This window comes from Vibrio sp. 2130-1, from assembly GCF_033339515.1.
Map to the genome: position 1 here is coordinate 84,517 of NZ_JAWOUT010000003.1, position 14,195 is coordinate 98,711.

At 45.4% G+C, this 14,195-nt stretch carries 13 protein-coding genes; 6 read left to right on the forward strand and 7 right to left on the reverse strand.

What is annotated here, in order from left to right; all coding sequences use genetic code 11:
• Positions 1–69: 69 nt before the first annotated feature.
• Positions 70–993 carry a LysR family transcriptional regulator gene (locus R7Q09_RS05110; RefSeq protein ID WP_005384329.1) on the reverse strand — a complete coding sequence of 308 codons (924 nt, stop codon included), beginning with the start codon at positions 991–993 and terminating at the stop codon, positions 70–72.
• 138 nt (positions 994–1,131) lie between these two features.
• Between R7Q09_RS05110 and yjjG the strand changes: the two genes are divergently transcribed.
• Together yjjG and R7Q09_RS05120 are read left to right on the forward strand one after the other, a co-directional pair.
• On the forward strand, positions 1,132–1,806 hold the full coding sequence (gene yjjG, locus R7Q09_RS05115; RefSeq protein WP_005374109.1) for a pyrimidine 5'-nucleotidase: 675 nt from the start codon (positions 1,132–1,134) through the stop codon (positions 1,804–1,806).
• 51 nt (positions 1,807–1,857) lie between these two features.
• The gene (locus R7Q09_RS05120) at positions 1,858–2,397 is read left to right on the forward strand and encodes an NUDIX domain-containing protein (RefSeq protein WP_020834877.1); all 540 of its coding nucleotides are present in this window, start codon (positions 1,858–1,860) and stop codon (positions 2,395–2,397) included.
• 79 nt (positions 2,398–2,476) lie between these two features.
• Here the strand turns inward: R7Q09_RS05120 and R7Q09_RS05125 are convergent, their stop codons facing one another.
• From R7Q09_RS05125 to R7Q09_RS05140, 4 genes are all read right to left on the reverse strand, one after another.
• The gene (locus R7Q09_RS05125; protein WP_005480927.1) at positions 2,477–2,911 is read right to left on the reverse strand and encodes a hypothetical protein; all 435 of its coding nucleotides are present in this window, start codon (positions 2,909–2,911) and stop codon (positions 2,477–2,479) included.
• Positions 2,912–2,931: 20 nt separating this feature from the next.
• Positions 2,932–3,483: a YtfJ family protein gene (locus R7Q09_RS05130; protein WP_193268859.1), complete on the reverse strand. Its 552-nt coding sequence runs from the start codon at positions 3,481–3,483 to the stop codon at positions 2,932–2,934.
• 79 nt (positions 3,484–3,562) lie between these two features.
• Entirely contained in the window at positions 3,563–4,282 is a 720-nt protein-coding gene (locus R7Q09_RS05135; RefSeq protein WP_318070564.1) for a carbonic anhydrase family protein, read from the reverse strand.
• 78 nt (positions 4,283–4,360) lie between these two features.
• Positions 4,361–5,704: an OmpP1/FadL family transporter gene (locus R7Q09_RS05140; RefSeq protein WP_262656979.1), complete on the reverse strand. Its 1,344-nt coding sequence runs from the start codon at positions 5,702–5,704 to the stop codon at positions 4,361–4,363.
• A 772-nt stretch (positions 5,705–6,476) separates the two neighbouring features.
• On the opposite strand from R7Q09_RS05140, the gene R7Q09_RS05145 reads away from it, so the two are divergent.
• The 3 genes from R7Q09_RS05145 to R7Q09_RS05155 are packed head-to-tail and all read left to right on the forward strand — an operon-like array spanning position 6,477 to position 11,009.
• A complete protein-coding gene (locus R7Q09_RS05145; RefSeq protein WP_053349367.1) occupies positions 6,477–7,652 on the forward strand; it encodes an efflux RND transporter periplasmic adaptor subunit in 1,176 nt (391 codons plus the stop codon).
• Position 7,653: 1 nt separating this feature from the next.
• Positions 7,654–9,618, forward strand: a complete 1,965-nt coding sequence (locus R7Q09_RS05150) for a MacB family efflux pump subunit (protein WP_318070565.1) — start codon at positions 7,654–7,656, stop codon at positions 9,616–9,618.
• A 14-nt stretch (positions 9,619–9,632) separates the two neighbouring features.
• Entirely contained in the window at positions 9,633–11,009 is a 1,377-nt protein-coding gene (locus R7Q09_RS05155) for an efflux transporter outer membrane subunit (protein ID WP_318070566.1), read from the forward strand.
• A gap of 96 nt (positions 11,010–11,105) precedes the next feature.
• Here the strand turns inward: R7Q09_RS05155 and R7Q09_RS05160 are convergent, their stop codons facing one another.
• The gene (locus R7Q09_RS05160; RefSeq protein ID WP_005374097.1) at positions 11,106–11,648 is read right to left on the reverse strand and encodes a carboxymuconolactone decarboxylase family protein; all 543 of its coding nucleotides are present in this window, start codon (positions 11,646–11,648) and stop codon (positions 11,106–11,108) included.
• A gap of 111 nt (positions 11,649–11,759) precedes the next feature.
• Between R7Q09_RS05160 and R7Q09_RS05165 the strand changes: the two genes are divergently transcribed.
• Positions 11,760–12,359, forward strand: a complete 600-nt coding sequence (locus R7Q09_RS05165; protein WP_005374096.1) for a TetR/AcrR family transcriptional regulator — start codon at positions 11,760–11,762, stop codon at positions 12,357–12,359.
• Between the two features lie 155 nt (positions 12,360–12,514).
• Here the strand turns inward: R7Q09_RS05165 and R7Q09_RS05170 are convergent, their stop codons facing one another.
• The gene (locus tag R7Q09_RS05170; protein WP_017819748.1) at positions 12,515–13,771 is read right to left on the reverse strand and encodes a type 2 secretion system lipase; all 1,257 of its coding nucleotides are present in this window, start codon (positions 13,769–13,771) and stop codon (positions 12,515–12,517) included.
• Between the last annotated feature and the right edge of the window lie 424 nt (positions 13,772–14,195).

Consider the following 14,195-nt stretch of genomic DNA (forward strand, 5'->3'; position numbering starts at 1 on the left):
ATAAGGTTACGCGGATGGAATGTCAGAACATGTCAGTAGTGAAATCTCACTCACTTATCATCAATATGGTTATTTTTCTGGGCTGTTGTAACGATCCCAGTAAGGTAAATCTGTGCCGAGTTTTTCGCTGATAAAATCGATAAAGGCTCTTACTTTCAACGGCATGTGCTTGCGCTCAGGAAAAACCGCATAAATGGCGTGTTCTGGTAGAGAATACTCTTCCATCACCGGTTTTAGATTTCCTGCAGCAAAGTCTCTTCCTGCAATAAACGTCGGCAGTTGAGCAATGCCCGAACCTCTTAACAGCAACTGGCGAATGGCTTCGCTGTTATTGACGATAAAGTTTCCTTTTGGAAGTACCTTGTATTCGCTGCCGTTGTTGATGAACATCCATTCGACGCCGCCACGGAAATAGGAGTAGCGCAGGCAGTTGTGACTGACTAAATCACTTGGTTTTTGTGGTGTTCCAAACTCCGCTAAGTAATCTGGCGAGGCACAAAGCACACTTTTACAAGGGGCGAGACGTTTTGCGATTAGATTGGAAGAGGTGAGTTCACCAATACGGATCCCCAAATCAAAACCGTCTTTAACCAAATCGACCATTTTGTCTTCGAGGTTTAAATCCACTTCAATTTTCGGGTAACGAGCGAGAAACTCGCTGATCAAAGGCGCGATATGCAGCACACCGAAAGACATCGGCACGGTAATTTTGAGCCGACCTTGTGGAGATCCTTGCAGCTCCGATACCGCGTCCACGCCTTGCTGGGCCAGATTGAGCGCTTGAGAAGCGTACTCAAAATAGCGTTCTCCCGCTTCGGTCAGGCTCAGCTTACGCGTAGTTCGATTAAGGAGACGAATGCCCAAATCGTCTTCTAGTTGGTTGATGCGTTTGCTGATCGCCGATTTCGTCAGATTCAGCTGTTTGGCCGCAAGGGAAAAGCTGCCGCATTCGACAACAGCAACAAAAACGGGCAGGGAGGCAATCGCGTTCACATCAATCTCCTATTATCGTGAAGCATTTATTGTTGAGCACAAGGATACAATTAATTTCCAATTATAGAGATTATCTTCAAGAAGAAAACAATCTAGACTATGCACCAGTATTACGACCTTGATTTTGGGAAGAAGAAAATGAAGTACGATTGGATCCTGTTTGACGCTGACGAAACCTTATTCCACTTTGATGCTTTCAAAGGTTTGCAGCTTATGTTTTCTCGCAAAGGCGTAGATTTTACTGAACAAGATTTTGCTCATTACCAAACCGTAAACAAACCGCTTTGGGTGGATTACCAAGACGGCAAAGTAACGGCAGATGAGCTAAAACATAAGCGTTTTACCGAGTGGGCTGAGAAGTTGAATACCACAACAGCAGATCTCAACAGTGCATTTTTAGAAGCAATGGCCGATATTTGCAGCTTGTTGCCAGGTGCAAAAGAGCTGATGGAAGCGCTGCAAGGCAAAGCTAAAATGGGCATTATCACCAACGGTTTTACAGAGTTGCAAGCAATTCGCCTTGAGCGCACAGGGATGACTGAGTACTTCGATAAAGTGGTGATCTCTGAACAAGTGGGCGTAGCAAAACCGGACTTAGGTATTTTTGAATACGCGATGCAGCAAATGGGCAACCCATGCAAAACGCGCGTACTGATGGTGGGTGACAACCTGCATTCCGATATTCTGGGTGGTAATAATTTTGGTATTGAAACTTGCTGGTTAAATACCACAGGCGCAAGCGTCGATGAGCGTATCGCACCAAATTATACCGTTGAGTCTTTGAGTGAACTAAAGAACATTTTGGTGGCGTAACTGAATCGGGTATTATTCCGCAGTAACCCTCGGAAAAATCAAGGAATAACCATGTCAGACATCAAACAGCTAGACAGCAAAGTCGTTTACCAGAATAAGTGGATGACGGTGCGTGAGGACAAAATTTTACGTCCGAGCGGCGCAGAGGGCATCTATGGTGTGGTCGACAAACCTGATTGTGCTGCGATTCTGGCTATCGATAACGGGATGATTCACTTGGTTCAGCAGTACCGTTACACCGTAGGTCAACGTTGTTGGGAGATCCCACAAGGGGCGTGGGAATCAAACCCAGATGCGGATCATCTTGAGCTTGCCAAAGGCGAGCTGCGTGAAGAAACGGGCATGCAGGCGAGCGCTATGGCGTATGTCGGCGCGCAGTTTATCGCATACGGCTTTTTGAATCAGACATGTCACGTCTACTTCGCCAGTGATTTAACGGACGTGGGCAATCAACTCGACAGTGAAGAAGAGGATTTGATCACTCGCGCTTTTTCTGTTGAGGAGTTCGAACAGATGATGATCGACGGCACGATCAAAGATTGTGTCACCATCGCCGCTTATGGTTTGGCGAAGCTGAAGAAATTCATTTAGTTATCCATGACGATTTTTTAATGAAAACAGCGGGCTAGTGCCGCTGTTTTTAGTTTGGGTGAGCTCGTTGAGCCATTGCTTACTCGTCGATTTTCTTACCTAAGATTTCCACTTGCGCTTTTTTGGTCACCCCCGCGACTTGCAGCGCAGTGCTGCCAACCGATTCATAGTTCAACTCGATTTTGTCTAACTTCGCGTTATCTTTTGTTGGTAGGCTTAAGCTTCTTGATGACATGCCTTTAGTCAGAACACCTAAACTGTCGAACGTCTTTTCCTGACCATCTTTCATGATTACTTTAACGCTTTTCAGATCGACCGTACCTTGCGTACATTTGATTTTTATGTGGCTGAAACGAGCGTTAGCAAATGGGGACAGTGGATTGACTGTGTCGGTTTCCGATTTAAAACTGACGGTTTTATCTGCAATCTTGTCCCAATCGTTGTCTCCAGCAACCGATTGGAAAGAGGCTACAGCCGCTAAAAGACAGAGTGCGATGGTGTTGAACAGTTTCATAGCTTTTCCTTACCTTAGGTTTAGATATTCTGTTTAATCAGTTCGATGACGTGTGTGACTTCGTCTTGAGTTAAAGCCCCTTCTTTCACGAATAAAATTTCGCCTTGTTTATTTTGTACGATAATCGCAGAACTTTCTTGCTGTAGATCCCAAGTTGTTGCTAATACGCCATTTTTGTCTAACACCATGGAAGACCAAGAGAATGTCTTTTTGCTGTCCTCTGCCGACGATTTAACAAATGTACCGGTTCCCCAAATGGCGTCTTCTTGGTTGATCACGGTTGTGGTCTGATACTGATCTTCAGGAAAGTGAGCGGTAGTGATTGCTGACATCAGCGGCGCGTTCATCTCTTTAGCTTTACTACGACCTGCAATGGCTTGTATCACACGGACTTTGCCTAACATCTGCTGAGTTGCCCAAGGTTGATAAGCCACATCGTCTCCTTGCAGCGTCATTTCGCCATAGGTATCAATGCTGACGGAAGGGGTGGTTTGACCGACAGAAAGGTTATGAGAGAAGGCGAATGTCGGGGCGAGTGCGAGTAAGAGTGACAGAACAGATGGAGTTTTCATCGGGGGTTCCTGTAACGAAGTGAGGTTAGAGCGAATCAAAATAAGGGGCAAATACGATGCCCCTTATCGGATATGGCGATTAGTTAGAAAGTACAACGCGCGCATTTAGCGGTTGCAGCGGACGATTGTTTTGTCCCATGACTTCCATCAGTTTCGCGGCTTGATCTTTGGATAAGGTTTGAGTGTCTTTAAGCACAAACCAGCGCACACCTTCTGAACATGGCGGTGTGGTTAAAGAGCCGTTAAATCGATAGTAGTTTGCAGTTTTTGGCAGTAAGTCGTTAATCTCAAAAGTATCTTTAAAGAAGGTGGTTTGATTCTCTTGTGGGATTGCGTTGATCAGTTTAGACAGCGCTGCGTTTTGATCGCCAGCATCAAAGATCACCGAAATTACCGCCAACTCGCCGTCTGCGTTGGCGTGTACAAAGTGCGCTTCAAGTGGATACTGGCGGCCTTTGATTTGGTTTTCTGAAGGTGTGTGGAAATGGAACTGTTGCAGCTCGAACGTCTCGCCATCAATGGTGAAGCTATTACGTCCGTTCACTTGCGCTTGCAGCGTATGACCATTGTTGGTTAAACCAATGACCTGACCAGTGTACGAAAGGTTCAGTGCTTCCAGTTTTGCATCGGCTGGGTTGTCGATGTTGATTGGGCTTTGGTTTTTCGTGGTTGTGCAGTCTTTGGCGATTTTTCCCCAGTGCTCTGGCCCGTGTTTGTCATTGCCATAGCCCCATTCTGAAGCCTGAGCCGCGCCTAGAGTGAGAAGTGAGAGTGAAAAAGCAAGTAGTGTTTTGTTCATAATAATGTCTCTGTTCGGTCGCTTTGATAAGCGTTGTTACAAGGCAATGACCTAGAGGTTTGATCACTGCCTGACAAATTAGAAACGGTGGCTGAGTTGGGCACCAATTAGGAACGCATTTGAATGGGTCACGCCCGTTACCATCGGTGCAGGAACACCTTCATACGCGTACTCTTCTACGTTGACATCTTCACCAATCAAGTACGTCATGCCGATGTCAACCGTGGTATCTGATGACCATTGGTAAGAGGCACCCGCAGATAACCAGTGACGGTTCGAATCTGGGATAGAAAGCGAAGTCAGCTCATCGACAGGTGTTTTGTCGAACATGTAACCCGTGCGTAGTGTCCAACGTTCATTGGCGTACCAAGTCGCACCGATGGAGTAGTGCGCGGAGTCTTGCCACTGAAAATCTTTTAGCAACTGATCATCAGCTTTCAAGCTGTCAAATGCTGACCAACCAATCCACTGCACAGAATAGTGCAGGGCAAATTTAGGTAAGACGCGGTGATAACCGGAAAACTCCGCAATATCCGGTAGCGGCATAGCAAGTGAGTCGTACGATTCGCCAGCAAAGTGGATGTCACCCTTGGCATCGATGTTAGGGCTGTGCTTGTAGCTTAAACCTAAGCGATGACGTTCGTTAAACTCGTACATCATGCCAATATTCGCACCAAGCCCAATGCCGCCGGCTTCCACATCAAGTGCGTTGCCTTTTACGGATCCACAGCGTTGTTCTAGTTCGTTTCCAAGTATGTTCCCACCAACGCAAAAACCCACGTCCATATCGCGGTACAGCTCACCAGAGCCGTAAATCACATCAATACCACCACCGATACTAAAACGATCGTTCACCTTGTATGCCAAGCTTGCGCCAAGGTTGACACTCGCTACGCTGGTGACACCGCCAAAAACAGGTGCGCCATAGTTTGGTTTAAACTCCATGTCGGTTCCGAAGTTGGAATATGCCGATAAGCCTAGATACCAGTCGTCGTTGATAGGGTGAATAAAGTAAAAATTGGGTACAACGGCTGGTTGACCAACGCCATCGACGTCATCAATGTCGGTCACGGTTTGAGAGAAGGACGGGGTAATGTCAACTTGAGGGGACGGAGGAAAACCACCCATACCAACATTGACATCCGCATTAATGTTAGCTCGATGATATTGCGCATTTTTAACGGTAACGTCAGGTTTGACGTAAGTGACACCGAACGATAAGGCATTTTGTTTAAACAGCGTCATCGCTGCGGCGTTGCGGCTGATTACAGACGCATTATCACCAATGACGGCATCACCAGCAAAAGCACGACCAAGACCCGTCGCAGAATGTTCGTTAATTTGAAAACCACCGGCATACGCCGTCGAGGAGGCTAACCCGATTAATAAATAAATCGGTGAAAGAGTTAATTGTCGCTGCATGTTTTTCTCATGAATTAATTAGAAGTTGTATTGCAACGAAAATCAGTAAAATAAACAAATCTGACCAGTGCATTTAAGAGTAAAACTAACAGTGTGCTGACAATAAGTAAATTTAACTTAATAAATATTTATTGTTGAATTTATTAATGCTTCATGGCGTGAATATAGTGGTTATTTTACGTGTAAATTAAATCCTGAACCTCTATTTTTATTTTTGCGGTATTACTTCTCTATTTTTATTGTACTGACTGTTCCCTAACAAATAGAGGGAAATCCAGCGATAAAGTGTCCGTGATGGAAACTCTGAGTCATTTGTATTTCCATTGCATCCCAACGTTGGTAGTTCGAATCAGCAAGAGAACTATCGTTTTAAACCCACATGACACACCCCTCTCGGTCTTACCTGTGTTATGTGGGTATTTTTTATTTAACTTGCCACTTAACTCCTCTTGAAATTCAATAATTAAAAATGGCCATAATGAAATTTTAATGGATTGCATATTGAATAAGTTAAGATTTTTACTGGTTTGTTGGTATTTAAAAGTTTTGTTTATAATACTTATAACTTGAATTTCTATATTAAAAATGGTCTTTGCTATACGTATTGAATAATAAAGTTTTGAAGTGACTATAATATCTCTGATTTTTCACGTTAGTGAAGTTATTCATTCAGTTTCTTGACGTTAATTTACCTATCTTTACGTCTCGTACCCTGTACGGCTAAGACAAATAGCAGTATAAAATCAAAACGATTATTTACTTCACTCCTGCTATGAAACTCAATAAAAAATGGCTCGTTTTGTGTGGCCTACTTGCTATTGGTGCTGGTGGTTATCATTATCTGCAACGTCCAGAACCCATTTCTCCTTACGCGACAGAAGTCGTTCGCAAAGGCAATATCGAAAAGGCGGTATTAGCTAACGGCATGTTGCAAGCGTCCAAATTGGTGAATGTAGGTGCGCAAGTATCTGGGCAAATTCAACGCCTCGCTGTGAACTTAGGGGATGAGATAAAACAGGGGGACTTGATTGCACAGATTGACAGCCTGACTCAGCAAAACAGCCTCAAAGAAGCCCAAGCGTCTCTTAATAGTCTCAACGCTCAGTACCAGGCTAAGCAAGCGCAGATTAAACAAGCAAACTATGAATACGTGCGCCAAAAAGGCATGTTGGCAGCGAAAGCGAGCTCACGAGCTGATTACGAGAATGCCGAAGCGACGCTCGCCATCTACAAAGCCGAGTTAGCGCAACTGGATGCCGAAATCGAGAAAGCCAAAATCAACGTCGACAATGCGCAGTTAGATCTCGGTTACACCACCATCAACGCACCGATGGATGGCACGGTGGTCTACACCGCGGTGGAAGAAGGACAAACCGTAAACGCCAATCAAACCACGCCAACTATTATCGAGTTAGCCAAGCTAGATACGATGACGGTGAAAGCCGAAATTTCGGAAGCCGATGTGATTTTTGTTCACCCAGGCCAAATGGCGCTGTTCACCATTTTAGGCAAACCGAATCAGCAGTTTAAAGGCACACTGCGCGCCATTGAGCCGGGGCCAACCATCATGGATGGCGATGACAGCGATTTGAGCATTTCAGATAGCGACGCCATTTACTACAACGCTGTATTTGATGTGAAGAACCCGCAAGGTATTTTGCGCATCGGCATGACTGCGCAAGTTTCGATTGTCCTTGAGCAATCGGAAAATACCTTGATTGTCCCTTCACAAGTGCTGCAAAAATCTGGCGGCAAAGGCAACTATACCGTGCCAGTGCTTGAACAGGGCCAAGTGGTGGAAAAGCCCGTGACAGTGGGTATTAACAACAAAGTGAACGCAGAAATTCTCTCAGGTTTGAAGGAGGGCGACCAAGTTGTTCTTGGCAATGCTATGGACGGAGAATCATCAAGCCGAGGTGATCGTCGTCGATCTCCAATGAGGTTCTAAGATGAGTGACGTGCTTTTAAAAGTTGAGGATTTAACTCGGCGTTTTGTCTCTGGCGACGAGTCGCTTACTGTGTTGAACCACATTAATTTAGAGATAAAACGCGGTGAAATGGTCGCGATCGTGGGGGCTTCGGGCTCAGGTAAATCGACGCTGATGAATGTGCTCGGCTGCTTGGATAAACCGTCCAGCGGTCGATACTTCATTAATGGGCAAGATGTCTCGACGTTGGAATCTGATCAACTGGCGGAACTGCGCCGCGAGTATTTTGGCTTTATATTCCAGCGTTACCATCTGCTGGGGGATTTAACCGCGGTGGCAAATGTGGAAGTACCGGCGGTTTACGCAGGAGTTCCTCATCGTCAAAGAACGGAGCGAGCGCAGTCGCTATTGGCTCGCTTGGGGCTGGAAGATCGTTTGACTCACAAGCCCAGCCAACTGAGTGGTGGCCAGCAACAGCGCGTGAGTGTTGCTCGTGCACTGATGAACGGCGGTGCGGTGATTCTCGCTGATGAGCCCACTGGCGCATTAGACAGTCACAGTGGGCAAGAGATGATGGCACTGCTTAAAGAGTTGCATCAACTTGGGCATACGGTCATCTTAGTGACTCATGATATGAATGTGGCGAACTTTGCGGATCGCATCATTGAAATCAAAGATGGTGAAATCATTGCAGATACGCCAAATGCACAAGTTGTAATCAATGAGCAAGCAGTACAGACACCGAGCGCGTCTTTTCATCGCCCAGCGCAAGTCGCCAGTAAGTGGTGGAAGTGGGACAGTTTTATTGACGCGCTCAAAATGGCGCTGCTGGCGATGTCTAGCCACAGAATGCGCACGTTTTTGACCATGCTCGGCATCATTATTGGTATAGCCTCGGTGGTTTCCGTGGTGGCACTAGGTAATGGTTCACAACAGCAAATTTTGTCGAATATTTCATCCATGGGAACAAACACCATTGATGTCAGGCCGGGCAAAGGGTTTGGTGACCGCCGCTCCGGACGAGTGAAAACGCTAACCGCCGACGATGCTAAATCGTTGGAGAGTCTACCTTTTGTCGACAGTGTCACGCCGTCTTTATCCAACAGCTTAACCGTGCGTTACGCCAATCAGGATGCAACTGCGTCTGTGGAAGGGGTTGGGGAAGATTATTTCCGTGTGCGCGGTTATGAGATCGCCAAAGGTCAGTTTTGGGATGAAGAGAGCGTGAACTCACTCGCCCAAGAAGCAGTGATTGATGACAACACCAGAAAGGAAATGTTTGCGGATAGAAATCCGATTGGTGAAGTGATTTTTCTTGGTTCATTGCCAGTGCGTATTGTGGGTGTCACGCAGAAAAAAGAAGACGCGTTTGGCAACAGCGACGCGCTGAAAATTTGGGTGCCATACACCACCATGTCTGGGCGCATGATGGGACAACGTTACCTCAACGGCATTACTGTACGGATTGATGAGAACGCCCCAAGCGCAGCGGTAGAACAGAGCATCATCAACTTGTTAAAAATGCGCCACGGTACAGAAGATTTCTTCACGATTAACACTGACACCATTCGTCAGAGCATCGAGAAAACCACCGCAACCATGACGTTACTGATCTCAGCGATTGCGGTGATCTCCCTAATTGTCGGGGGAATTGGCGTAATGAACATCATGTTGGTGTCGGTGACAGAGCGCACGAAAGAGATCGGTGTGCGAATGGCTGTGGGTGCGCGGCAAGCGGATATTTTGCGTCAGTTTTTGATTGAAGCGGTACTAGTGTGTTTGTGTGGTGGCATTGCTGGTATTGGCTTGGCGTTTTTGATTGGTTTTGCATTCAGTACGTCTGGTAGCAGCTTCCAAATGATTTACTCGATGAACTCGATCATCTGGGCGTTTATTTGCTCAACGTTGATTGGCATCGCCTTCGGCTTTTTACCCGCTCGCAATGCCGCCAAACTCGATCCGATAGAAGCGCTAGCGAGAGACTAAAAATGAGTAACACAATGAAATTCAAAACTCGATTGGTCGCGGCTGCCTTAAGCGCAGTGTGGTTGTCAGGTTGTGGTTCGCTTATGCGTAGCGACTATCAAGCTCCTGAGGTGCAAGTGCCTGCAAATTGGCAACAGATGCATGTTGCGGGTGATGTCAGTATGGATCCTTGGTGGTTGGCGTTTAACGACCCAACGCTTAATCAATACATTACTCAGGTGTTGGCTCAAAACAACGATTTGACGCTGGCAACGCTAACGCTAAAGAAAGCGCGTTTACAGCTGGGTTTAACGCAAGATGACTTTTTCCCTACGTTGAGTTCTTCCACATCAGGACAAGTTCAAAAATCTCTTGATAGCGGGGAATCGGCAGATAGCTACAGCACTAACTTGTCCGTCAATTACGAGTTGGATTTGTGGGGAAAAATCTCGGCAGACGTTGACCAAGCCAAGTGGACGGCGATGGCAAGTCAACAAGATCGCGAGGCGACCGCACAAAGTTTGGTGGCAACGACGGCATCGTTATATTGGCAAATCGGCTATCTAAAACAGCGCTTAAACCTCAGCCAGCGTAATGTGGTAGACGCAGCTCAAACGCTACAATTGATTGAAAAACAGTACCAACTTGGCGCTGTGGATCAGTTAGATGTGCTTGAAGCCAAACGTACGTTGGCAAGCTTACAAGCGCAGCAAAGTGAGTTTGAACAGAGTTTACTTGAGGCAAACAACGCCTTTGCGATTTTGTTCAATCAACCGCCGAAGAGCATCAGTGCAAACATCCAAATGCTGCCTGAAGGCGATATGCCATCGTTGAGTGTTGGTGCTCCGTCTGATTTATTGATCCGCAGACCCGACATTAAAGCCGCGATTTATGACGTCAAAGCCGCGCTAGCAAATAAAGACGCAGCAGATTTGGACTACTTGCCTAAGCTGACGCTCACTGGGGCTTTGGGGGGATCGTCACAAGCGCTCAAAGACCTGCTTTCCAACCCTATAGGCAGTTTAGGTGCGGATATGACGCTACCGTTTTTGCAGTGGAATGAGATGAAAAACAGCCAAGCCATTGCCGATTTAGACTATCAATCGGCCATTGTGAGCTATCGCCAAGTGTTGTACGCCGCATTCCAAGATGTCGAAAATGCCTTGTCGGCACGCGAGAAATTGAAGTATCAGGCGGCGCGTTTACAAGAACAATATGATGCCGCAAGTGCCGCTGAGTCCATTTATGCTGCGCGGTATCAGTATGGTTCGACGTCGATCATGGACTATTTGAATGCACAAGAAGGCACCAGAAACGCGCAAGCTTCTTTGTTGGAGAACCGTTACAACCAGTTTCTCACTCAGGTTACGCTTTACCAGTCTTTAGGAGGAACCGACGTTGCGCCGTTGTAATTAGGGGTCAGCTCACACTAGCGAAGCGCCATGCAACAAAGCCTTTTTTGAAGGTATTACTGGTCCCATCAATGGGACCAGTAATAAAAGCTTAAGTTACTTGGCGAACTTCTTGAAAGGTGCATCAACCGGGGTGTCAGCTAGGTGATTGGTGTAGTTACTCATCACTTTTTGCGCTAGACCAAGTACAATTTCAAGCAGTTGCTGCTGTCCGTAACCCGCCGCAAAGAATTTCTCTATCTGAGACTCTTCCACTACACCACGTTGACGCACCATTTGAAGCGTTGTCTCTCGTAGTGTTTCAAGTTTTTCGTCTGCCAATGGTGTTTGGTTGACGAGAGCATCAACAATCTCCTGATCCACTTTCATTGACGCCGCGATCGCACTATGAGCAGGAACGCAGTAGTGACAACCATGTTCAACGTTGATGGTTTGCCATACGACGGTCAATTCTTCTGCGTTAAATGATGTTTGTTGAAATAGCTCATGCACAACTTGATAACCCTCAAGCAAGGTTGGCGCTTCAGCCATAACAGCATGAAGATTTGGTAGCATGCCAAACGCTTTGACTGAATTTTCAATCAGGTGCTTTGATCCTTCGGGTGCGTTTTCTGCGGTATACAGTTTAAATTCTGCCATGTTTAAATCTCTTGTAATTGGATATGAGCGGATTAGGCAAGAACAGGATATTTGATTTTGAGCGGTCGCTCAATATAAAATTGAGCATATGTTCAAAATTGATAATTGCTCATGGCGAATACAAAGAAATTCCAACGTGATGAAGTGGTGAAAGCCGCCTCGGATCTATTCTGGAAGAAAGGTTTTCATGCAACATCTACACGTGATTTACAAGATAGCGTTAATCTGCGTCCTGGAAGTATTTATGCGACGTTTGGGTCAAAAGAGGGGCTATATTGTGAAGCGCTAAAAATGTACGTTGCGAACTTACAAGCCCTGTTTGAGTTGCATTTAGCTCAGAACACAACGGTTCTAGATGCAATAGAAGCTTTCGCGATTGATGTGGTTATCAATCAGCGAGACTCCAATCCCAGTGAAGTGTGCATGTTAGTCAAATCAGCAAGTGAATTTGCTGAGGATTTTAATGCGCTGCGCAATCAAACAAACAGCTTAGCAAACCAGTTTGAATCTTTTCTTGCAAAGCTGTTTGAGCGAGCAATCGAGAATGGCGAAATTGAAGCTCAGGATACATTGCTTCTTGCTCAGTTGTTCCAGGTTCAGTTTACGGGTATACGAGCCTACTCATACCGCAGTGATGATGTAACCTTAAAGACGTTGATCTCTATTATGGTGGACAGCTTCCGCGGTAACGTACCAAAAACAGAAAGCTGAATGAGGCTGCTCAAAGTCAACGTCCCTAAATCAACGGCTTGAACTAAGCGAGCTCAAATAAAACCGTTATCGGGGTTCGATATCGATAAAAAATGACCACGATGCTTCGTGGTCATTTTTATGCAAATTAACTTGCAATGAACAACAACGGCTTATTAAAAGCGAAACTCTTCTAAGTTATTGCTGCTTTCTAACATTTTTTCAGCCACATAACGATGCGTTGCTGTGGTTGGGTGAGTCACATCCCAGAACACGAACTTATCTGCGCCAGATGCTGCACATTCAGAACGTAATGAGTGAGTGTACATGTAGTCAACAGAGGATGAACGGTTGATGTCTAAGCAAGGGTCGCTTGCATTTACGAAACCGTGTTCTTCTGGTGCCGAGGTTAACTTCTCAAACAGTGCGTGTGTATCAAACAATGCGATGTTGTAGCCTTGGGCTTTGTAGTACATCGCTTGTGCTTTGATGAACTCGTTCATCTTCAATACTTTCGCACGAATCGTTTCAATTTCTTCCTGTGTTGAGTATTTGAACTGTGGTGCTTTGGTTGCATCAGGCAGTGTCATCAACATGAAGTTCTTCGCGCCAGCGTCTGTTAAACGAATCAGAGCTTCAGCGTAATCCGCTTTTACTTCCGGCACGCTACGGTTGTAGTTCATGAAATCATTTAAACCAAACTCTAACGTAAACAATGTGTTAGCAGGGTTGTAGTTCTTCGCCAGCTTTGTGTAGGTTAAGTAAGAAGAAACTTGTTCGCCGACACCAGTTAGCGCGATGTATTGGTTTTCACCTGCTGCGCCACCAACTGCCCAGTTGTATAGCGGTAAGTTTTTGGCTTTAGCAACGTATTCCGTCCAAACAAAACCGTTTGAGAAGTGACCCAAGAACCAGCTATTCGGGTTAGGGAAGCGCCATTGGGACGCGTTAAAGATGTTGCCTGTATCAGACAAGCTATCGCCCAAAGCCACTACTTTGTTTATCTGATCTGGTTGCATTGCAGCATCATTGCTCCAGATCGTGTGGTTATAAGAATAACGATTGTCGGCAGCAAAAAATGTAATGTCTGCGTTCTCGTTCGCTAGATCTAGTGTTTCTTCACAACGCTGGCGAATTACGTTTTGTGAGGTATTGGTGTAGAACATGTTTTTAAATGAAACAGAGCTCCACCAATAACCATCGATAGTGAAGTCACTACCATCTTGGTTTTTTGCCCATTTCCAATCGGTAGCCGCATCGTCCTTAGAGTGGCTCGTACGATACCAGCATCGAACGTACGTATAAGTTTGATTTTCTTGCGCGCTAACCACTTCAGCCGCAGAAACCATTGCTGGTGATAAAGTTGGCTCCTCTGCAATGGCGGAGGCAAGCGGAAGTAATGCAGTTAATAGTGTGATTGTTTTTTTCATCATTCACTCTTCTTGTAATGGTTATTGTTCCGAATGCGTGAATACGCTCGGCTATAACAGTATTTAGATGAGAATTTTTCTCACTAAACCTTCTAATTCTGAGTAAATGCTCAAGACAGTCAACAACTAAATATTCAATATTTCAGTTTTGGCACCACGGTCAAAAAATCCATTCAGCATAGCAATCGATTAAATGGGTGATATTTAGAATAATTACTCACTAACATTAATTTAACATTCACTTTTTGTTAATTAAGTAATTGCTTTATAAGGTTTTGTCGATGATTTTTAATGTTAACTTAAAGTGTTTATTGAATGATCTTTTGTACAAATTTGTATATTCATGAAACAAATTGTTTGGCATTTTTGCTCTGTAAACTATAGCTGAAGCTCTCATGTAAACATCATGATGATGACTTTTCATGAG

Coding starts and splice junctions, on each gene's coding strand:
- yjjG (WP_005374109.1), top strand. CDS start 1,132: ATGAAGTACGATTGGATCCTGTTTGACGCTGACGAAACCTTATTCCAC.
- R7Q09_RS05120 (WP_020834877.1), top strand. CDS start 1,858: ATGTCAGACATCAAACAGCTAGACAGCAAAGTCGTTTACCAGAATAAG.
- R7Q09_RS05125 (WP_005480927.1), bottom strand. CDS start 2,911: ATGAAACTGTTCAACACCATCGCACTCTGTCTTTTAGCGGCTGTAGCC.
- R7Q09_RS05130 (WP_193268859.1), bottom strand. CDS start 3,483: ATGAAAACTCCATCTGTTCTGTCACTCTTACTCGCACTCGCCCCGACA.
- R7Q09_RS05135 (WP_318070564.1), bottom strand. CDS start 4,282: ATGAACAAAACACTACTTGCTTTTTCACTCTCACTTCTCACTCTAGGC.
- R7Q09_RS05140 (WP_262656979.1), bottom strand. CDS start 5,704: ATGCAGCGACAATTAACTCTTTCACCGATTTATTTATTAATCGGGTTA.
- R7Q09_RS05145 (WP_053349367.1), top strand. CDS start 6,477: ATGAAACTCAATAAAAAATGGCTCGTTTTGTGTGGCCTACTTGCTATT.
- R7Q09_RS05150 (WP_318070565.1), top strand. CDS start 7,654: ATGAGTGACGTGCTTTTAAAAGTTGAGGATTTAACTCGGCGTTTTGTC.
- R7Q09_RS05155 (WP_318070566.1), top strand. CDS start 9,633: ATGAAATTCAAAACTCGATTGGTCGCGGCTGCCTTAAGCGCAGTGTGG.
- R7Q09_RS05160 (WP_005374097.1), bottom strand. CDS start 11,648: ATGGCAGAATTTAAACTGTATACCGCAGAAAACGCACCCGAAGGATCA.
- R7Q09_RS05165 (WP_005374096.1), top strand. CDS start 11,760: ATGGCGAATACAAAGAAATTCCAACGTGATGAAGTGGTGAAAGCCGCC.
- R7Q09_RS05170 (WP_017819748.1), bottom strand. CDS start 13,771: ATGATGAAAAAAACAATCACACTATTAACTGCATTACTTCCGCTTGCC.